Raw genomic sequence first — 24,822 nt, forward strand, 5'->3', positions numbered from 1 at the left:
TATATCAAATGATGTAATGTATGAAATCGTTTTTAGCATCATTTTATGATGTATCAAATCTATGTATCCTAAAAAATCTAGACATTCTTCAGGTATAAAGCCAAAAGCTAAAGATTAAGCTATTTTAGAATTAATATATATGCAATTATGTAAAAAAAATTGTTTACAAATGATTTTGGAAGGCTTCAAAATAATCTACATCTTTAGCAAGATGCCCATTTAAATTATGAAAACGATGCGAAAGTAATATCAATGGAGTTCGATTTAGTAAGTTAGCAGCTTGCATATCCAGTGACTCCAATATTGTCATATATAAAGTCAGTTCAGATTACAATATTGGACGAACCACAAACATCGATTTATGGACACCAGCTTAATATGGTAAATTTGTATAAAATGAAATTGCATTATTATGTACTGTACGAAATCATTGTGTCATTTTAAATTGGCATTTCGTCATTTTAAAAAACATATTATAAAATTATGCTATATTATTGCGTTCGTTTTCCTGCACTCTGTATTAATGTATTATTGAAATAGTTCCGACCAAATACCTGTTAAGAATGATAAACCTAAAAAGCCATAAGCGCTTAAAGAGCCTAGGTATAAGATTTGTTAATCATTTAAATATTATTCTTTATGAAAGCTAGAAGTTATTTTTCGTTTATTTTTATTTATTTATGTTGTCATTCAATAGATGCACAGGTCTCAGGTACCGTATTTCGGGATTTTAACGGAAATGGTGTTAAAAACAATACAACTGCTTTTAATGAACCTGGTGTCTCTGGCATTACAGTTACTGCTTATGACGCAGGTGGATCATCTTTAGGTTCTACTACAACAGCATCTAATGGTGCCTATACCATTCCTGCCATTAGTGGAAATGTAAGAATTGAGTTTACAGGGTTAAATAGTTCTGATTATTCTGGTCCATCAGGTTCACAAAACAGTAGTAGTGTGAGATTCGTTACTGCACCTAGTAATAATATTGACTTTGGTATTAACAATCCTGCGGATTATAGCCAAAGTTTTGATCAAATTAATATAATCACGCCATGTTTTGTATATGGTCATTACAATGATCCTGATATAGCTAATGAAGATGTTATAGTATCAATACCATATTTGTCCGCAGACCCCCAATCAGCCAAATATCAGCAGAATCCACCGATGATTCCTCATATCACAGAAGCAATTTCGTCACAAGTGGGAACAGTACATGGCTTGGCTTTTCAAAGATCTAAAGATATGTTGTTTGCTGGAGCATATCACAGGACTCATTCGGGATTTGGACCAGGAGGGTCGGGTGCAATTTATGTAATAGATAGAAGTCTTCCATTAAATGATCCAAACAGAGCTAAGATATTTGCTGATGTAAATGCGATTTTTGGAGCGAATACTGCTGGGGCTGATCCACATCCACAAGTATCAGATAATGCAGGAGGTAACTGGTATAATGACGTAAGGAACCCTTCAGATGCGAGCTCATGGGTAAATACTTTCAATAATGTGGGTAAAATAGCATGGGGTGATTTAGAAATTTCTGATGATGAGACAACTTTATATGCTGTAAATCTTGCAGATAGAAAGCTGTACGTATTTCCAGCTGACGCCACCTTGGCAGGGACATTGACCAGTGCTGATATTCAGAGATATGACATACCATTAAATTGGTGTGTGGATAATACTGCATCGAGTACGGAAAATGATTCTAGGCCATTTGCACTAAAATATAAAGATGGCAAACTGTATGTAGGCGTGACATGTACTGCCGAGTCTTTAGGAGCATACAACAGGAATGATGTAGGGTTAGTAATTTATGAATTTACAGGGTCAGGATTTAACACTACCCCTGTGTTTTCTGTTGATGGGGTCAATTGGGGGGCGAATACAATATTGTTTAGTTGGACACCGTGGGTATGGGGCCCAAGTGGTACAGGTTTTAATCCTAATACACTGCGACAGTTTTTTTTAACGGATATAGAATTTGATAATCAGGATTTAATATTAGGAATAAGAGATAGATGGGGGGATCAAGTACATTTCAATGCTGGTTTGCCGACACCAAGCAATCCTGGGTTGTCACCGGCATCCAATCTTCAGGCAACATCATTTGGGAAAGTGCTACGTGCTTGCTGGAATAGTACTACTGGCACCTGGTCTTATGAAGGAGGTGGAATATGCGGTACATTAAATGGGTATGGAACATTAGGAAGTGCTAGTGTGTGGAATCCAGGTCCATTGGGGACAAATGGAAAGTACAATTCTTTTTATGAAGAATTTGCTTCTCATATTGAAGCATCTCTAGGCAGTTTGATTCAGATACCAGGGGCATTTGAGGTAGCTACTACAGCTATGGGGCCTACAGGTTATAATTCAGGTGGAATAATATGGATGAGCAATGTTGATGGTCAAAACAAACGGCCGTTGTCAATATTGACTGGTGAGCGTGTGGGAGCTACTATATATAATGGCCTAATTCCTGAAACGCCATGGTATAAGTCGTCCGGTTTGGGAGATGTAGAAGCGCTCTTAGACCCGCCACCTATCGAAATAGGCAACAGAGTGTGGACCGACGTCGACAGCGATGGTATACAGGATGCCGGCGAAGCACCCATATCAGGAGTAACAGTACAATTAGTACAAGGCTCAACGGTAATCGCGTCTGCCACCACCGATGCCAATGGTAACTACTACTTCAGCAATGCTACGGGCACAAATACAGCATCAGCAATATACGGCATCACTCAGTTGCAACCTAATATGACTTACATTGTCAGAATACCGAATGTACAAGGCGGAAGTAAACAAACGGCATTGGGTACCAATAGTCTTACGCTCTCCAATGTGGGAGGATCAGGGCAGCCTGATGTAAGAGATAGTGATGGAACATTGGTAGGAAATAATGCTGAGGCGACTGTGCAAACCACTGATATCGCAGTAGCTGGAGCGAATAATCACACTTTTGATTTTGGATTTGTTAGTGCATTATCTCCCTCATGCAACATAAGCATCACCTCCGCCACCCCATCTGTATGTAACCCAGCTACCAACACTTACGGCTTAAGTGTTGTGGTCAATCACATCAACAGCCCTGGTGGTAATATCACCGTACAGACTTCCAATGGAGGAAGTGTAACCGTAGCAGCCGGAACAAGTCCACAGACCATAACGATACCAAATCTTCCTGCCAATGGAGTGACAAATATAGGAGTGACGGCATTTTTTGTGAGTGAGACGACATGTACACATAATTTGAACAATGCGTACAATGCGCCTTCGAGTTGTTCGGTAGGTTGCAGTGCAGGAGTAAATACTCCTACTGTTTATTGTTTTGACAATAGTACATATTCAAATAATGGTGACGATTGGTTTAGTGTCTCGCTCACAGGCACTATTACAAATGGAAGTGGCAATTATGTAGTGAAGGTTGGCACATATTCGAGTCCATCTACACCTTCTGGCACAATCAGAAACATAGTAGGAAATGGGCTAGGGTGGGAATCCTACATTTAGTGCCAACGGTACATCCACATATATATTGCGAATAGAAGACGCGAGTGATTCAAATTGTTTCACTACAGTTGTGGTGGGCCCAGTTGCTAATTGTAGCAATTGCCCTACACCAAATTGTGGTAATGTGACAGTTCAAAAGAATTAAAATTAACTTTCTAAGTCAACTTTAAAAATAGTAAAATGAAAAATAAATTGTTTTTTATATTAATATATATGTTGTATGTGTCATCAGATGTATTTGCTCAAATGCCAATTTGGTACGGTAAGAAAGGAGTACAAGTAGTAACTTGCAGAGCAGATGCTGACAATGAATATAGTATGGGATTACTTGATACCAGGGACAGAACATCAGCACCATTATCACTGGATTGGGCGCCAACTATGTATCATCATCCAACATGGACTAGGAGTAATCTCGGTCAGGTATTTGGTATTACTATGGATGGGAGTAATAATATTTTTGTTACTGCATCATCAAGCTACGGTATGCCAAATGCCTATAATTCATCGACTTTAACGGGCAAGTATGGTCCATCAGGAAGTGGAGCAATTTACAAAATTGACGCAATTACTGGTGTAATTACAACGTTTTCCGTCATTCCTCAAGATCAAACTGTTTTAGTTGTAGATGACACTGGGCCTAATTCTGCATTAGTGGACAAAGACGGGATCAGAGTTGGTGCAGGTCTTGGAAATATATGTTATGATGCTGATCATGATCAGTTTTTTGTAACCAGTTTTGATGATGGTAAAATATACAGAATATCTTCATCTGGCACAATTCTGAATAGCTTTGATCCTGTTTCATGTTCTGGATGTATATCTGACCCATCACCTACAGACACTGGCAATAATGATCAAATATCACCATTAGGAGATAGACCTTGGGGTATTGGTTATTATGGGGGAAAGTTATATTTTTCCATTTGGACTGAGGACAGACGTACCCAAAACCCTGCTCCACTCTCCACAACATTTAATCAAATATTTTCAGTTTCTTTGGATGGTAGTGGGAACTTTAGCGGCACTGAAAGTTTGGAAGTTACAATTCCTGGCTTTAAAAAAGATAATGCTGCAAACCCGGACTTATCATCAAACCCCATTTCAGATATTGAATTTGATGATGCAGGTAATATGGCTATAGCAGAAAGAGGAATGGTGTCAGATGTTGATGCATCAGCCCATAGAGCTGGGGTGTTTTATTTAATTCGTAGTGGGGCAGGTTCATATATATCTCCAACAAATTATCCAACATCACCACCATATATCAGAATAGGAACTGCACCAAGTAATGATAATGGAAGTGGTTCGGGGGGAGTAGATTTTAGCTATGATGGGTATGATACAGGGAGCATGGAGGCAAGTGGTAATTTATCCTATATTTGGGCTACGGGTCATAGATTGAGAGAAGATGCTGATGATGGTGGACCTGGTGGACCAGACTACATATTATCAGGCACGCAAATGAGTCCAGTGGCAGGTTGGTCTCCGAATGGGGATTTTTGGCAATACAGTTATTTTGCAGATTTTGATGGTATCCCAGATGGAGTAAATAAAACGGCCCAAGGCGATGTCGACGTAATAAGAGGTATCACATTGCCACCAAGTGCCAATTGCCAAATTAGCATGACGACAAATCCATCTAATTGCAACCCAACAAGTAATACATACACCTTGTCAGGTACCTTGAATTTTGTGAATCCACCTGCGACAGGTACGCTTATTGTAAGTGTGAGTGGTGGAGGAAGTCAATCATTCACTGCACCATTCACCAGCCCACTAAACTACTCCATTGGTAGTTTGTTTGCAAATGGCATGCTAATATCGGTAATAGCTAGCTTTAGTGATGATACAAATTGTGTGGGGTTTGGTAACTATCAAGCACCTGTAAGTTGTTTTGTAAATAATTGTCCAAATGTACAAAACACAATGTGCACAAACGAAAGTTATACATTGACAGCACCTGCAGGTCTTATAAATGTCATGTGGTATGATAGTACTACAAACACATTAAGAGGGACAGGACAGTCATTAGTAATTAATGGAACACATCCAACATTAAGTGATGGATATGAGGCATTTTATTATACGGCAACTGGGGCTGATGGATGTCCTGTGCAGTTATGTTGCCCTGTTAGAATCAGAATAACACTCGTTTCCTGCAATATCACCCCGAATAGTCAACCAAGTTGTGCTAATCTCACGGGTGGATCTATCACTGTAAACCCAAGCCCTGCTGGTACATATGCGTATGCATGGAGTGATAATGGCCCTCCAACAGCCACAAGGACGGGACTCAGCGGTGGCACCTATACCGTAACGGTGACCAACACCACAACTAATTGTACAGGAGTATGTAATATCACACTGACCACCCCGACCAATTGCTGCAACATCAATTCCGTAGTGCCACAAAATCCAGTGTGTTTAGACAATGGTACTCCTAACAAACATACCGACAATAGGATAAGGTTTAGTGCTAACGTGACCAATACAAATGCAACGCTGACTGCATACAATGTGTCTATCAATGGGGGAACCACCATTACTCCTAATACTAATATTCCTTATGGATTGACCACCTTTACTTTGGGAACTGGTACAGCAGGTGGAGGTGCAACATTTACCATCACAGTGACAGATAGTGCTACTCCAGGCTGTACACAGACTTTTCAGGTGACGGATCCAGGTGGATGCAACAATACTACACCATGCCCTACTCCTACATGTGGGACAGCGGTGATACAGGTAAATGGGAATTAAGGCTAAGATTAAGACAAAGGTTAAGATCAAGTAGATGATTCTCAATCTCAATCTTAAACTCAACCTTAATCTTAATAAAAAATAACGCTTTCATAATTGAGGGGCCTTCACAAAAGAGTGTTGGCTCTTTTTTGTACATACCCTATCTAATGACTTAGATGTTAGCGGAATTGCTTATTTGCCGAATTGTTTTTATGGGTTTCCAAAACTTGTCTAGCATAAGTATGATTCATTTGGAAGTAAAAAAATCGCAAATGCAGATTGTTAGGTTATTAAATTTTCCCACCTTGCCCAAAGCTCTCAAAAACTATCACTTAATAAAACAAAATCATGGGTGTGACAAATGTGGCGGTTGTGATTTACTCAGTGTTATTTGAACGGCTAAAGCGGTGGGACGCCGCAAAGTCGTCCGACCGCAAGTGGACGATTGTCATATCTTTCAAATAGAGCATGTTATTACTGAATACAACCTTACACATTAAATTATATATTAATGTGTATATTGTTTTAATTCATGTTGAAACACATATTAAAATAAAATTTAATAAAATTACTAAATAAATATAATAAAATGTTTTATATTATAAAAATTACAATATCTTTGTGCTTGATTATATGTTTATTTAATATATAATCACCAACCTGACATAAAGAATGATATTATCACTTAAATTCAAACACCCCGTTGGATTAATGTGTTAAATTTTTAATTTATTAAATGTTATTCTTTATGAAAACCAAATCTTATTTAGTTATTGTAATGATTTTGATAGGTTTATTAGGATCAGAAATCAGAGGGGCTTCGTTGGTGGCGTATTCAGCAGCTGATTTGAAGCCTGCTATTTCACAAGCAGAAATCATAAAACATCTGTATGTTTTAGAAAACTTGCAGTTAAAAGCATGTGACTTCATTGATGCAAGTTCGTTTGAAAGTATGCAATTATTGATTCGCCTAAAAGAATCACAAATTGAATTAATGAAATCGGCTTTGGCCTTACAGGGTGTATTAATGAATATGGGTCCTTGTGATGATGTATCTGTAGCATCACTTGTAGGTGTTCCTGGTTTTGCCAATTTAAATGTAGTGAATGTTTGTTCGGCACCAGATACTTTAGCATTGCTGATATATAATGATGGTTCCGTACCATTGACCAATGTGTCTCTTCAAATTGATTTTGATCCGGGTTTAAGTTACGGTGGATTTGCCTATAGCAAAGAACCTACTGCAACGGTAACTACTAGTAATGTGTCTGACCCAACGAGACCGATATTTTCGGTATCAAATATTGCACCTAATGAAGTGGTCATAGCATATATTGGGGTCAAAGCTAATTGTGACATAGATGTGACAGGACCTATTATTTCATTAGATGCTACTGTTGAATTTATGTCTGGCAGCCAGATTTGTTCAAAAACAATAGCAAACGTGGGTGAATACAATTCGGCAATTAAGATACCAGTCCTTAATATGATTTCCGTGACACCTTCAGAGAGAGTTATTACTAACTCCACTTCAAATTTTTGTCAGGATTTGGTTATTTCTCAAGATGGATTGCAATCTAGGTTAGGCTCATATACTTTCATCATAGACAGTGTAGATTTGACTGGATTGTTGTCACTGTCATCATTGACTGCTAATGGTACAGCACTGCCCTATACCTATAATGCTTCTACCCAACAAGTTTTGGCTACTGTAGGACCAAGCTATTTTGTTGCCAATACAGGTACTGGAGCCAATAGTGATATGTTTTTTGATGTAAATGAAAGAATGACTATAAGAGCTTGTTATCGAGCAGGAGGATGTCTTCCTGGCACGGAATTTTTTAAATTACAGGGCTTATTATGGGTGTGATGATAAAGTGTGTTTTGATGTCACTAGTAAAGAAGGCTCACTTCGTTTTCAACCTAATTATGGAGCAAACGCAGTGGTATTGACCAGTAATATTCAGTATGGTGGCATATGTGGAGACAATTTATCGTTCAATGTAAATGTTAGATCCAGCAATACCAATCCACAAGATGGACTTTGGGAAGACGTATTTTTAAAAATAAAAACTTGTATTGGTGGTAATTTGAGTTTAGTAGGTGTCACCATGAATGGCTCCCCTATACCTGCTGCTGCAGTGTCTGTCCTTACCGGTGGTACATTGCAAATCGACTTTAGACAGCTTACATCTGACATTGATGGTACCGGAGGTTTGAGCGATTTTGATGGTGATGGCAGATTTGATGATTTACTCGGTGGCCAATCTATAAATTTTGGAGTAGAAATAGAAATAGGTTGTGCATCTGACTTAAAATGTCAGTCTTTAGGATGTAACATTACTTCTGTAGATGTCAATGGTAAAAGAAATTGTGGATTACCTTTCCAGCAAATAGCTAATCTATCTACACCTATAAATTTTTCTTATGGAAATACGGGAGTCACTACCAATGCGGTACAAACACCTGGATATGGCATACCAATCACCGAAGTGATGCAAACTACTGCCAATGTTTGGTTACCAACTACTAATGGATATACATTTGGGTATACATTTGGTAGTACCAATATCACACCATGTGCATCTCCTGGAAATATTTATCTTCGAGTAGTCATAGATGCTCCGGGAAATCGAGGATCGGATATCAGATATTTAGAAAACTCAGCTACATTTCAAGGGAATCCTGTGACAGGCGTTACTACTGAATTGCTCATACAAGATCAGGATACTTTTGGCTTGGTACTCAATATACCTGCAGGAGATATCAATGCTACTATGAATGATTATTATTTTAACTTAGAATATAGAGGAGATTGTTATCCTAATGATTATATATTGTTCTCTTACCAGGTTATAGAAGAGTGTAACTCATGTGTCAATGAGCCTGGATGTAAAATCATACGTGCATGTGGTAGTGCTGCTACTTACGTAGTATGGAGAGGCACCAATTGCCCATGCAAGCTGCGTCCTTTTATCGCAGAGCAATATAGAACAAACTATGGTTTTGCAGACAAAGCGCTTACCCAACCATTGACCAGAAGCCAAGTACCTGCAGTGGATCAAAGAAGATACTTACCAGGAGATACTATGTATGTAAAAGTGGCTTATGAAATATTAGATAAATCAGCAGTGGAAGAGGCTGATGCACTTTGGAGTATGCGATTTTATCCAAGATACACAGGAAATGCTCCTACTAGGCCGGATATCACTCAAGCACAGTTTTTGGGTTGGTCTTTTTTTGATAGAAGTGCCAATACGGAGACACCTATAGGATTTCCAGCTCATTTGGTGCCATATCCTGACGCTACCCGTGACAATTATTTATTTCCTTCTATGCATTTTATGAATGTAGGCGTTGAAAGTAGTACTGTAGAAAGTAGGGCAAATCAAACGGTCACAGCTGCTCAGCAGGCCAACGCTTGGGGTGTATGTACCAATAATACTAAAATTAATCCTGATTTTCCGGCTTCATCTGCAGCTAACTATAATTTGCAAAATATTTCATGTAATTCACAACATAGTGACATTATGTATGTGGAGATGTGGTTTGGTGTACCGGATGAATGCCAAAATGGTGTACCATCTTATTATCCTGCGGGTGCACAAGATGGTTTTAACAATACCCATGAAGAGTTTTTAGCTCAATATCCGATAGATGACAATGATATCATTTACTTAGAGTTCAAGATTCCCATGATGGAAAATCCGGATTATAGCTTGGCGCTGCTCAATAATCAAACAGTAAATAATACTGCAACCATTTATGCAGATATGATTACTTACAATATACCTTCTACTACTTGCCAACTCGCGACGTTATATGGCAGTTGTGGACCTTCACAGCCATATGAGGGATGGGTGCCGGGCCCTGTAGCTGTCACAAATACAGTAGATATACAGGATTGTGACGTTAATGTGGATTATACATTTACTTTGACCAATCCTGTGCCTACTGTCGCTTCAAGTGTGACACCTTGGTATCAAAATGAATACAGACCTTTTATGGCCACAGAGTTTTTGGAATTCAAATTTCCAAATAATATGGTATTTAGCAATGATGATGCCTTTATTAGATTGCCAGATGGAAGTGAGATTCCCCTTCCATCACAATATATAGACCCAGCATATGGAAATTTGCAGTGTCTGGCCAATGACTGTTGTGTTGCGGCAGATACTTCTGAGCTGGCAGGTTTGCGTATCAATGATGCAGATTTTTATAAAGCTGCCTTGGTACCGTATGCGGCAGGACCAGCATCATCTTCCAGAACAGGAAATAAATGCGATATTTTTGCTTTTGTCCATACGCCAAACGATCCATTTCCATTTTTACCCATAGGAGGCAGCGAAGTATGTTCGTATGGAGTCAAATACAAACTAGCTCCTATATGCCCAGAAATGGTTTCTTCTACCGATTTTGCTCTTGAATATCAGTTTTCTAATCCATATTTGCCCACATTGCCAGCATCAGGGACTTCTTTTGCATCTTGTGGCCCTTGTAGAACAACACCCGTGACGGAATTTTGTGGGTATGAACATGTGGCGCGATACCCAATAAACCCTTATGGTGCCAACTGTAATCAATACCCAGCAGTATTGGATCCAACGGGTTGCTTGAGGTATTTTGAAAATATAGTGCCACACCCTGAAGCGAGTCCAGGTAGTATCAATCCAAACCGGCAAACTGGCACGACCACCACAACACCTGATAATTTTACCGATAACAGTTTGGATTATCCGCCATTGACTACAAATAATGATAACTTCAGACTATTATTGGCTGATCTGGAGGGTATCAATGAGACTAATACCTACGTAGTTTGTGCTGGTGATGTTACATCAGGAGGAGCTACACATGAAAATGTAGTGACTAGCATAGAAGTACCCACTACGATACAATTCGTTGGTGTTTTAGATGGAAATACAAATACATCATTGCCATATAATTTAGTCACTTCTACACCTGGTTCAAATATTTATAGTGTACTTATGCCAGATTTAGCTCCTGGTCAGTGTGCAAGTTTAATTATTCAAACGGAGTTATTGTTTTGTCCAGTGGGAACAAACCTAAACACAGAAATTTGTATCAATACTACTAGTGGATGTATTGATGCTACTAAGTCATCATTATTACTAACTTTGGGAGGTACTTCTTGCAATCAAATAGAATCATGTTATAAATATATTGCTGAGGAAGCGGATATCCAAGTAGAATGGGATCCAAATCCTTCTGCTGAATACAGTTTATGTGATACCATAGATTTGGGCGTAAGGATTAAAAATGTAAAACCTGCTTTGCTATTAAATATACTCACTGATTTTTGGTTGCCAGATGGGTTAGAATTTATACCAGGATCGTGGCAGGCTTGCTATCCTGGAGGGGCAGGCTTTAGTGCACCACCTTATAGTATACCTGATCCCACTGCAAATCCTTCAAGAAACAATTTCCGAGGTACATATTTTGGATATCCTTCGGATCAGATATGGAGCAATGCTATATTTCAAAATGGATTGCCGGGTATAGCAGCAGGATTAGATAGTAACCAGGTGACGCTCAAGTTTAAAGTAAAGACTATTTGTGACGAATTTGTATCAGGTACCTCACCATATTTTCAAGCAAATGCAGCAGATCCATGTGAACAAAGGATTTCGAGCCAACTCGTGCAATCAAACCCTATCATTATTACTAACGCAAACCCTATAAATTTTGCACAATTTTTTGCCTTGGCGGGTCCACTTGAATTCAATTGTGGTGTTGCAGACACGCTTGAGATGACTTATTTAAATATTAGCCCTCTAGGAGTAAGTAATAATTCAAACTTATGCATAAAATTAGATCCGGGAGCATTTACTTATCAGTTGGGCACGGCGTTTTTTATTTCACCTTCCAACTATAGTCCCACCATTACTGAAGATGATCAAGGGAATATCATAGAAATTTGCTTTACCATACCTGATGGCATAAGACCTGGGCAAGCATTTAAGGTAGGCTTGCCGCTGACCATGACAGAAGAGGTTGATTGCGGGCAGGCAGAGTTAGGAGTAGAAGTAAGCTCTACCGTGTTTGACCAAGGATGTGCTGCAGAAGGTATCCAATGTAATGTTAATGTACTCAACTCTGTAAATCCTAGCATAAGTATTAACTTTTTACCTCCTTTACAAACCCAATCACATAGTTTGACTCAGGATTGTGATAATGATCCAGCCAATACGACATTGAGATACAAAGTATAATTAAATAATCCAGGGCAAACTATGCAGCAAATGTCAGAATTGGGTTGATTAGAGATTTGAATGGTAATGGATTAGTGGATGATTTTGACCCTGAAATAGCAACATTTAATGAATTCGTCACTTTACCTATGGGTGACATGGCAGAATTGGAAGGTACATTTTCAGTGGCCAATGGAATATCCTGTCCCGTATTCTTGTGTGTGATGCAAGAGACCAATTGTGTATGTGATAATCAAGAGTTTTTGTACACTAGCATAGAGCCATCATTTTCAGCTGATTTAGAAAATAGAGCAGTCTTATGCCCGAATGTCCCATTGGGTTTGACAGTGTGTAGTGATTTTGGTATCACAGTAGTACCAGCAGAAGGTGCTACACTGACCTATGCTAATGGTGGTGATTCATTGTACATCAATCTCAATCCAGGGTTTGGGGTGAGTTCTCCTGTAAGACTCAGGGTCACCAGCACAGTAGGCGGATGTAGTCCATCAACCTTTGAGACGGAAATATTCAGACTTTCTGATTTTGAGTTGGGACCATATGATTTAGAAAATTTATGTACAGACAATTGCCGTAGATTAGATTTGTTGATACCAGCCCAATATAGAAATAGTGTGCAAGTACAATGGGTGCCTGCTACATTTTTGGACGACCCTACGAGTATCAGGCCTATACTTTGTAATCCAACACAAGACCTGACATATACAGTCAATGTCACCTTTGTAGATGGTGGACAGACCTGTCTATTCACAGCACAATATCCAATAAGAGCGGTAGATTTACAGCCGCAAGTCATAACCAATAGTGTGCAATGTGTGGATGAGGGAACCCCTGAAAAAATCACAGACAATAAATTGAGATTCAATCTGTTGGTTACAGGAGGAAGTGGCAATTACAACGTGACAGTAAGTGGCGGCACGAGTATAACGCCAAGTTCGGGTACCTTTGGTAGTTCTACAGAATTTCTTTTTAGGTCCGGGTACAGGTGGTGGAGGAAGCACGTTTACCATTACTATTACTGATCCCACAGCTCCTGAATGTCCCAAAAATATACAGGTTACTGATTTGCAAAACTGTACACCTGGGACGCCATTAGACAATTGTCCACCTATAAAATGTGGAACCGCAACGATACAGGTGAATGGCAATTAAGGCTAAGGTTAAGATTAAGACAAAGGTTAAGGCTAAGACTAAGGCTAAGAAGTTTCTCAACCTTAACCTTAACCCACATTGCTTACTAATCTGACATAAGTTCCCTTATTGTTGATCTTTCGGGATTTTTGAGTTTCGGTTTGTGTACTACAGATTTCAGTTTTGTGAAGGGCCTGTGTTTTATTTTTAAGGCTATTTGTAATGCGTTTAATTTGGTATATGGTTCCGAACATTTTCGCACTACAATTTCTTTTCCCGCTTTATTATAGCCTGTGGTTGTGATTACTTTTTGGGTATTGCCTATTCTGAGTATTTCAGTCCAAATATTAATAAATTAAACACCAAGTCAAATGATTAAAAAAGCATTAATTGCAAGGCTAAAGAAATCGCTAGAAAAGTAGGTAGAGAATAATGATTAGAAGTTAATCTTTTTTGACATGATGTTATATCAGGCAGTGAAAGAATATAATAGTCCAATAAAAATGAACTCTTTACCTAGGCAATTATAAATTACAAAGAACATAGAATGAAATAGTTTTATCAAATCAATACTTGTTGATTTTTTAGGATAGGCAGATAGGTATATTATTGGAAAATGATATCTAAAAGGAGCATGACATCGAAGTGGACAATTTCATATTCATAGTAAGGATAATAAGAATGAAAATACCTAGAATAGATACTTGTAAATTATATCATATATTTGAGCCTGAACTAAATGATTTAATATCGGCAGGGTTAAATTTTTTCAACATTTTCAAATCCTGAATGCTGATTATTTACTGAAAGGGTCAAAACGAAATTCTTTATTCACAACTAATATACTTCATTGATCATCTAAACACAAATACTTAATACAAGATTTTATTAAACGACCAAAGCAGTTGTGGGAGTCCGATATTACTAGGACTAAATCAAATCATTTGTATTTTAGTTTTATTACAAATTCATGTTCAAAGATAAATAGTAAGTTACAAAGTCTCAAATAACTTTGAAGCTTCAAGAAGTATTGTTGAGCGGGACTTGTTATGACCGAAGTCAATGCCTGAATAACATTGACCGTTTTAAACTAATCAGGTTTTAAATAATAGATAATTTTGGTTCTTTAAAATGTTTAATACTTAATCTGGATTTGTAATTGTAAATTATTAAGAATTGTACTTAAAAGATCAAATTATATACATTATAAAGTGATTATATCATTTATTTAAATGGTTTTGTCATAAAATGATCAAATGCAATGGGACTTAATTACAAAAATGGTGTCATAAAGATGAATTTTGTATTTAGAACCTAAAAATTTTGAGAATGGACATTTTAATCAAATGGACTACATGTTGTGAATGTAGTATACAAAAACAATATACTAAATTGTTTTTTATAATAACTTGTTTGATGGTTTTTCAAATCGAAGTATTTGGACAATCCTGTAGCACAAGCACTTATTTTAAAGCTGCGACAAGATCAGAAAACACTGCAAGATATAACGCATGGGTAACGGCTGCTGGAGAAAGTCCTGACCAAACGATTACATTTGAAAACTATACCAATGGACAAACGCTCAATAATATAAATTTAGGTAGCTTAGGGGCAAGCATCTTAAATTTAGAAAATTCTGGTTCGTCTGGGATTGTTGCGCATAATGATATTGGTAGTGCGCCTCCCATTGGAACGAGGGGAGCAAGAATTGATGATAATTCCAATGATGGAGATGATATCAGAATTTCATTTACTACGCCAGTAAATTATGTTGGTTTTTACATTATAGACTTAAATGGATCATCATCAACCCATCAAGTAAGGGTGAATTATTCTGATGGAACCTTATGTAATTTTACAATTGATGGAACTAATGAAAACTGTCAATGTGAAGAATTTTTAGGAGTAGTAGCTCCAACTGGCAAATTGATTCAGAATGTTGAGTTGTATCCTAATGGAGGGAGTCAATATGGCATAGATAATTTGATGTATGGGACTGTTTTAATCAACAGCTGCCCTAGGTTAATTGAATTTAATATGGATAATTGTGATGTTGGTGATTTGGCTCCTATTGGATGGCCGGCGGAATTCGTATCATCTAATTGTAATCTAGATGTGAGTAACTTATACAGACAAGTTGGTGCAAATTCATGTGGAAGTGGTAGTCAATCTATTGGTACTAATATGTGTTTTAATGGACAGAATAGTTCTAACTGGATTGATAATGACCCTAACGCTTTGAGATTTAATGTAGTATTGGGTGCGAGCCAATCATTGCAATTGACTACTTTAGAAATACGTCAGGGAGTTTTTCAAAATTGCCCAGGGGCTTCAACATTAAATAATTATCCGCGAAAATTTGGATTAAGAATATCTCGTAATGGAACTGAAATATATAAAAGTATTGGTATAAATACACCTTACGGTGTTTTTGGATGGAATACTTTCAATTTAAACTTAACTCTTACTGGTGGTACAATATCATTTGAATTTTTATCTTATGATCCGGCACCTTTGAATGGTTCTTGTGAGATTTGGGATATTGATGAGATTTACTTAAATGGATGTTGTGATCAAGCATGTACAGTTGCATCAGGTAGCATAGGAAGTAGTCAAACGATTTGCGAGAACGCAACACCTTCATTATTGACCAATATCACATCAGGAACAGGAAATGGTACCATAAGTTATCAATGGCAGAGCAGTGCGACAAGTTGTACAACTGGGTGGGCGAATATCTCAGGTGCTACTAGTGCTACATATCAACCTACTGCATTGACGCAAACAACATACTATAGAAGAAGGGCGCGAAATACAATTAGTGGTCAGACTTGTGATGAGTTTAGCAATTGTGTGACGGTGACAGTGAATGTTTGTACTTGTAATCCTGACAATTTTAATGCACCACCCTTCTGTGCACCTACACCCAACTGTCCATCTGGAAGCTTTCTTTGGTCACAAAATATAAATTCATCAAATGGGAACACTTCATTGAGAATGTGGTGTGGTGCCACTACTACATTCATTATACCTGGACCCTATCCTTCAAATTTTGGAAGCGGCGCATTGACTTTTAATATTAATGATGTAGTGAGTTATGATGGGTATAGTGGTAGAAATACTGTGACACAGTCTAATGAACGATGGCGGCTTGTTTTCAGAAAGAACGGGAATAATGTGGCGACTTCTAATTGGACAAATGATGTGCCTGATTTGAGAACTCAAGGCTATTGGAGAGGAAGCTTAGGGAGTGTTTCTGTTCCAAATGGCGTGGATCAAATTATAATAGAACATTGGTCAGTAACTCAGGATTGTAATAGTCAGAATAGTGTAGCCCCTGTAAGTGTATGTATAAGTGTTGAGGAAAACTGTATTGTTTCTCCTGGGGTCATTGGAGATAATCAGGAAATATGTTTTAACTCAAGTCCAAATAGTTTGACATCTGTTGTACAGGCAACGGGAAATGGAACGATTACTTACCAATGGCAAAGAAGTATAACAAGTTGTTCATCAGGGTGGGCAGATATACCCAATGCCACAAATGCAACCTACGCGCCCGGAAATATAACTCAAACAACATATTTTAGAAGAAGAGCAAGAAACACATTTAATGGTCAGACTTGTGATGCGCTTAGCAATTGTATTACGGTGATAGTCAACCCACAACTCACACTCACTATACCCAACGACGAAGTCTGTGCTGGAGCTAATTACACCAAAACAGTGCAAGCCACAGGTGGTACCCCGGGTTACATATACAATTGGAGTGGAGGATTAGGAGTAGGCAATCAAAAGTCAATTCCAGCTACCAATGGTAGTTACACAGTTACAGTCACAGACAGTAAAGGATGTACCGCAATAGGAAGTTTTACAGTAACGATAAATACCCTAACCGCAACAGCATCGAATGATGGACCACTAACGTGTACAAAAACAACGGTAACCATGACAGCCAATCCTTCAGGTATGACCTACTCATGGAGTGGCGGCGGAACGGCACGAACAAAAAATGTAACTACTCCTGGTACCTATACAGTAACAGTCACAGATAGCAATGGTTGTGTTGCCACAGCGACGACAGCGGTAGCCCAAACCATAACGACACCCAGTCCGACAGCGAGTAATGATGGTCCATTGACGTGTAGTAAAACGAGTGTAACACTTACCGCAACAGGTGGTGGCACTTACTCATGGAGTGGAGGTGGCACGAATGCTACGAAGACAGTAACAGCACCAGGTTCGTACACAGTGACGGTGACCCAAACATCCAGTGGCTGTACAGCGATAGCGACGACCCTAGTAGTGGCAAATACATCCAAACCGACGGCCAACATAACAGCCACAGGCAACAACTGTTTGACCGCCAATGCGCAGTTATTTGGCAGTGCGACAGGTGGAGCGCCGGGTTACAGTTATGCTTATACAGGTCCCAACGGTTTTAGTAGTACGCAGCAAAACCCGATGATCACGCAAAATGGCACCTATACGTTAGTAGTAACAGATCAAAACGGCTGTACGGATGATGTAAACATCATCATTTTTAATGAGTTTTTACCAACAGCAATCTCGGCATCATCGGCATTATGTGCAGGGGAATCAACAATATTGACAGCGAGTGGAGGAGGTACGTATGCATGGAGCAGCAATGCAGGGAGTGTCACGACCAATCAAGTCACGGTAACGCCAGCCACGACGACGACCTACACAGTGACGGTCACCTCAGTCAATGGATGTGTAGCCACAGCCACAGTGCAAGTGAACGTTTATACCAAACCAGTAGTAACCAACGTAGCAACAGTATCCAATACATCGTGTAACAATACATCCAATACAGGAAGTATAACCGTAACAGCGACGGGTCAGACAGGGTTGACCAAGCAGTATAGGATCAATGGAGGTACTTGGCAATTGAGTAATATATTTAGCAATCTAGGGAATGGGACGTATAATGTAGAGGTGAGCTATGTGGAGCGAGCGTGTTATTCCAACCCAGCATCCGCCACCATCAGCTCACAAAGTGGCTTGACGGTGAATGCAGAAAACAACAAAACAGTATGCCCATCCACCATCTTTACATTAAGAGCAACGGCAGCAGGAGGGACGACCCCTTATACGTATGGCTGGACAGGTGGCTTGGTAGGAACCCCTGTGAATGTCAGTGGAATCACGGCAGCACAGACATATATAGTGACAGTGACCGATAATAAGGGATGTACCGCTACGGACAATGTAGTTGTATCGGTACATGCATTGCCTGCAGCGAGTATTGCAAAAGATGGAGACTTGACCTGTACGAAGACCACAACCGTATTGACAGCATCACCAAGCACAGGGGTAACCTATTTATGGAGTGTGAGCAATCAGACGAGTAGAAGTATCAACGTAACATCAGCAGCAACCTATACCGTTACAGTGACGAGTACCACAACAGGATGTGCTTCTTCCGCTAGTATAGTAGTAACACAAAACATAACGAAACCAAATGCGAATGCGGGAGCAGATAAAACATTAACATGTACGACAACGAGTGCCACATTGAATGGAAGTAGTACAACATCAGGGATCAGCTACGCGTGGGCACCGAGCAATGGAGGCAATATAGTAAGCGGTGGCAACACAGCAACCCCAACAATCAATAACGCAGGAACCTATACATTGACAGTTACCAATAATAGTAATGGTTGTACGGCGACTGATTTTGCCCAAGTCACATTAAACAATACACCACCAGCAAATGTGAGCGCCGACAACATCGGCGGTCCACTCACCTGTATCGACAATAGTGTGACGATCAGAGCCTTTCCTGATGTAGTTACTTATACTTATGCTTGGAGTGGTCCATCGGGTTACACAGCCACGAGCCGTTCCAATAATGTATCAGTGGCAGGAAACTATACGGTCACAGTAACTGATAGTCAAAATGGCTGTACGGCATCATCTAGTACTGCAGTGTTACAAAATGTTGATATTCCCACAGCGAATGCGGGAGGAGATAAGAGCATCTGTAATAGTACCAATACCACATTGACAGCAACAGGCAATGGCACCTACCAATGGAGCACCAATGCCACCACGGCAGCCATCACTGTCTCCCCAAGCACCACGACGACGTACACCGTAACTGTAACAGGTGCCAACGGTTGTACTAATAGTGCACAAGCAGTAGTGACCGTGACACCACTGCCCGCATCAGGACTTACTGGCCCGAATGAAATCTGTATGAATGAATACGCTGTATTTAATGCGAGCCCATTAGTAGTAGGAGCGACCTACGCATGGAGCTTTGACGGGGGCACAAGCTTGGATGGCGATGCCAATGATCCATCAGAGAGCGTCAAGTGGTCAAGTGCATATCAAAATATGTCAAGAACCGTAACGCTGACAGTGTCCAAAGACAATTGTAGCAATACCTATACGAAAGCAATCTTAGTAAAAACAGGTGTAATCTTAAATACGCAAGACAACTATCCAGTCTGTCAAGGCGGCAGTGTACAAATAGGCCCCAACCCGAATGATGGCAGTCAAGTAGCGCCGGGAACGACGTTCCAGTGGACGCCCAATTTATTTTTGAATAACAATACGGCAGCACAGCCACTGAGTACCCCACCATTTGACATCACGTACACCCTTACAGCGACCTTAAATGGTTGTGCAGTGAGCAGACAAATAATGGTAGATGTGAATGTCAATTTGAATCCAGTAGCCGATGCGGGACAAGACAAGACGGTATGTATGGGCAATAGTGTACAAATCGGAGGCACGCCCACGGCGACACCACCAGCGGGCGCGAGCATCTCAGGGGTGGTATGGAGTCCATTGACAGGAGCGGCACAATACCAACCGAATCCCATGGTAAGCCCATCAAGCAATACCCAATACAGAGTAGTGGTAGTAGCCTCGACAGGGTGTACGGATACCGACTTTGTGAACGTAACAGTTCAACCTAAAGCAAAAATGGGAAACTATGTATGGCGCGATGACAATGCGAATGGCATCCAAGACACTAATGAGCCAGGTATAGGAGGTGTGACAGTAAAATTATACAATACGTCGAATGTAGAAGTAGGTTCAAGTACGACGAATAGTCAAGGATTTTATGAGTTTGAAGTATGTGCAGGGCCATATTATGTAGAATTTGGTACAGTACCAGGCTATAGCAGAACGATAGCCAATACGTCAGATGACACCAAAGACAGTGACGCCAATGTAACGAATGGCCGTACCCAGACTTATACACTCAATCCAGGAGACAATAATCCAACGGTTGACGCAGGGTATATACCGAATGGCAAGATAGGAGACTTCGTGTGGGAGGATAAAAATGGTAATGGACAGCAAGACAGCGGAGAGCCAGGCATACCAGGCGTAACCGTACAATTGCTCGATCAGAACAACAACGTCATACGAACCACGACGACGAGTAGTACAGGCGCTTATGAGTTTGATAACCTACCTCCAGGAACCTATTATGTACGAGTGACACCACCGACAGGATACAACGTCACCACACCCAATAGTGGAAACGATAGTACAGACAGTGATATCAACAGCACCACGAATACGACAGGAGCGATCAATTTGGGAGCCGGGGAGACCAATCTGACCATAGATGCAGGGTTACTGAGACCAGCAAGTTTAGGAGATTTTGTATGGGATGACCGAAATGGTAATGGCGTACAAGATGCAGGCGAGCCAGGGATAGTGGGAGTTACCGTGATGTTGGAGGATGCGAGTGGCAATCCAGCGAGAGATATCAATAACAATATCATAGCATCTACGACAACAGGTAGCAATGGTTCATATCAATTTACGAATCTGAGACCAGGCGTGGTGTATGTAGTTAAATTTACAGCACCAAGCGGTTACCAACCGAGCAGTGCAGATAGAGGTGGAGACGATACCAAAGACAGTGATGCCAATACCACCACAGGCAAAACGCCAGGAGTGACGTTAGAAAGCGGACAAAACAATCCGACGATCGATGCGGGATACTACAGACCAGCAAGTCTTGGAGATTATGTATGGGATGATCAGAATGGCAATGGCCGACAGGATGTGGGAGAGCCAGGAATCAGTGGATTGACCGTAACCCTGACAGGCACCACAGGAGATGGAACACCGGTCAATCAAACCACCACGACGGGAAGCGACGGAAGTTATAGCTTTACGAATCTGAAACCAGGGACCTACACCGTAACCTTCACCAAACCAACGGGCACAGCCTTCACGGGCCAAGACAGTGGTACCGATGACAAAGATAGTGATGCTAGCCCAACGACAGGAAGTACGGCAGGAATCCCGTTGCTAAGTGGCCAAAACATAACGACCGTGGATGCAGGCGTACTTAGAGCAGCGAGCTTAGGCGATTATGTATGGGAGGACAAAAATGGCAATGGCGTACAAGATGCAAGTGAGCCAGGCATAGTAGGAGTGACAGTAAGCTTGGAAGATGCAGCAGGCAACCCAGCGAGAGATATCAACGGCAACATCATAGCAGCCACCACCACAGGCACGAATGGACAATATCAGTTTACGAACTTGAAGCCAGGCGTAGTCTATGTAGTTAAATTTACAGCACCAAGCGGTTATCAAGCGAGTAGTGCAGACAAAGGAGGTAATGATACCAAAGACAGTGATGCCAGTATTACCACAGGAAAATCACAGCAAGTCACCCTCACAGGCGGCGAAAACAACCCAACGATCGATGCCGGATATTATAGACCAGCGACGATAGGTGACTATGTGTGGGAAGACAAAAACGGCAATGGTGTACAGGAAGCTGGTGAACCAGGAATAGGAGGCGTGACAGTAACGCTGACCGGTACCAAAGGAGACGGAACACCGATCACACCGATTACCGTGACAACGGGCACCAATGGCAGCTATCAGTTTACCAATTTGGCACCAGGCACTTATACAGTGACGTTTACCAAGCCAGCCAACACCGTGACGACGACACCAGACCAAGGAGGAGATGACACCAAAGATAGTGATGCGAGTATCACGACAGGAGCAGCAGCGCCCGTTACCGTACAAAGTGGTGAGACGAATAATACCATAGATGCCGGTTATTTGAAATCAGCAAGCTTAGGAGATTATGTATGGGAAGATAGCAATGCCAATGGAGTACAAGACAGTGGTGAGCCGGGTATAGCTGGAGTGACGGTGAGATTAGAAGATGCAGCAGGCAATCAAGCTAGAGACATCAACAATATTTTAGTACCAAATGCGACAACTGGCACCAATGGACAATACCAGTTTACCAATCTAAGACCAGGAGTAGTATATGTAGTCAACTTCATAGCACCAAATGGGTATACCACCACCAGCAGAGATAGTGGCAGTGATGACACCAAAGACAGTGATGCGAGTACGACGACAGGAAAATCACAACAAGTGACCCTAAGTAGCGGCGAAAATAACCCAACTATCGATGCGGGTTATTATAGGAGAGCGAGTTTGGGTGATTTTGTATGGCATGATTTGAATGCCAATGGCGTACAAGATGCAGGAGAGCCAGGAATAGGAGGAGTAACCGTGAGATTGTTCAATAGCAGCGGCATGCAGGAAGCGTTTACAGTCACAGCAGCGAATGGATCATACAGCTTTACGGGCTTGACACCTGGAAGTTACAGTGTGAAGTTTGATACTCCAAATGGCTATATAGTGACACCAAGAGATATGGGGGGCAATGATACCAAAGATAGTGATGCCAATCCGGTCAATGGATTGAGTCCTGTAGTCAATCTGGCAGGAGGAGATAATAATACAACGATAGACGCAGGATATTACAAACTGGCGCAGATTGGTAACTTTGTATGGGAGGATAGAAATGCCAACGGAGTACAAGATGCCTTTGAGCCTGGAATTGAGGGCGTGACGGTCAATCTTACGGGAACAGATGTATTTGGAGTACCTGTAAATAAGACAACGACAACCGATGCAAGTGGTTTGTATGAATTTACCAATCTGGTACCGGGTACTTACACAGTGACATTTGTCAGACCAGGTTCGGCGTATAAATCATCACCATCGAATTCCAGTCCGGACGATGCAGCAGATAGCGATGCTGATCCCGTAAGCGGCTCGGCGGCTCCGGAGTTATTAGTGTCAGGTGAGGATAACAGAACGATCGACGCAGGCTTTTACAGATGTTCCAATGTAGGTGATTATGTTTGGGTAGACCAGGGAGGTATAAAGGATGTACAGGATGCAGGAGATGTAGGAATGAGTGGAATAAAGGTCGAATTGTATTCTACGAACAATCCTTCGGTGCCGGTACAAACGATGTTTACCAAACAAAATCCGAATGATGCCACTAAAAACGGATATTACAATTTTGAAATATGTCAATTGGGAACATATTTTATAAAAGTACATAAGCCTGAAAATTATGATTTTGTAACACCGAATCAAGGATCAGATGATGCCAAAGATAGCGATGTGATAGATTTTCCAAATCAGACGACCTTACTATTTACAGTGGGCTATGCAGTGACAATAACCGATATAGATGCCGGAATAAAATCAAAAGCTCTACCTGTAATACTCAAAGACTTTACGGGAAGATGGAATCAGACTGATGATGTCAATGAGCTTGCGTGGACAACAATGACAGAGGTCAATAATGATTATTTTGAGATAGAAAGAAGTGTGAATAAGGGAGATTTTGAGGTAGTAGGCCGTGTAAAAGGAAAAGGAAATAGTACGGAGATCAATGTGTACAAGCTTACAGATAGAGAAATCAGCAGGAATGGTGATTACGTGTATCGTTTGAGACAAGTGGATCATGATGGCAATGAAAGCATGTATGGACCACTATCGATAAAAGTAGAAAGAGACAATACAGGTAGAAAGCTGACAGTATATCCAAACCCAACAAAAGGAGCCTATACGATAGAAATCCAGGCATCAGAGGGACAAAGAGTGACAGCAGATATCTATGATAGTACCGGCAAGAAGCTGAGAAGTAAGATCATAGACAGTGTCTCTGACGGAGAAGTAATAAAGTATCAGGATACAGGATTAGAGTTGGGTAAAGGGATGTACTACATTGTGATCAATGTGGATGGTGTTCTGACCAGCAAACCATTGATAGTGATTGAGTAAGTAATCAAAGGTTTATAAAGATCATTCTCAAATTTTAGGTTCGCTTAAAGAAGTGTAAAACTTGAAATTTATTAGGTCAGGGAGCTTCGGA

6 protein-coding genes are annotated in these 24,822 nt (G+C 40.4%); all 6 read left to right on the plus strand.

The annotated features are described in order from the left end of the window. Positions 1 to 639: 639 nt before the first annotated feature. The 6 genes from IPK35_07005 (at position 640) to IPK35_07030 (ending at position 24,731) form a co-directional block, all read left to right on the plus strand. The gene (locus IPK35_07005; GenBank protein MBK8053011.1) at positions 640 to 3,516 is read left to right on the plus strand and encodes a hypothetical protein; all 2,877 of its coding nucleotides are present in this window, start codon (positions 640 to 642) and stop codon (positions 3,514 to 3,516) included. A gap of 180 nt (positions 3,517 to 3,696) precedes the next feature. Next, positions 3,697 to 6,279 carry a hypothetical protein gene (locus tag IPK35_07010; GenBank protein ID MBK8053012.1) on the plus strand — a complete coding sequence of 861 codons (2,583 nt, stop codon included), beginning with the start codon at positions 3,697 to 3,699 and terminating at the stop codon, positions 6,277 to 6,279. Positions 6,280 to 7,009: 730 nt separating this feature from the next. Continuing rightward, on the plus strand, positions 7,010 to 8,131 hold the full coding sequence (locus IPK35_07015; GenBank protein ID MBK8053013.1) for a hypothetical protein: 1,122 nt from the start codon (positions 7,010 to 7,012) through the stop codon (positions 8,129 to 8,131). Positions 8,132 to 8,210: 79 nt separating this feature from the next. Next, positions 8,211 to 12,494, plus strand: a complete 4,284-nt coding sequence (locus tag IPK35_07020) for a hypothetical protein (protein MBK8053014.1) — start codon at positions 8,211 to 8,213, stop codon at positions 12,492 to 12,494. A 44-nt stretch (positions 12,495 to 12,538) separates the two neighbouring features. After that, positions 12,539 to 13,513 (plus strand): hypothetical protein, encoded by a 975-nt coding sequence (locus IPK35_07025; protein ID MBK8053015.1) that lies wholly within the window; start codon positions 12,539 to 12,541, stop codon positions 13,511 to 13,513. A gap of 1,525 nt (positions 13,514 to 15,038) precedes the next feature. Further along, the gene (locus tag IPK35_07030) at positions 15,039 to 24,731 is read left to right on the plus strand and encodes a carboxypeptidase regulatory-like domain-containing protein (GenBank protein MBK8053016.1); all 9,693 of its coding nucleotides are present in this window, start codon (positions 15,039 to 15,041) and stop codon (positions 24,729 to 24,731) included. The last annotated feature ends 91 nt before the right edge of the window (positions 24,732 to 24,822 follow it).

The organism is Saprospiraceae bacterium, from assembly GCA_016713025.1.
Taxonomy (GTDB): domain Bacteria; phylum Bacteroidota; class Bacteroidia; order Chitinophagales; family Saprospiraceae; genus OLB9.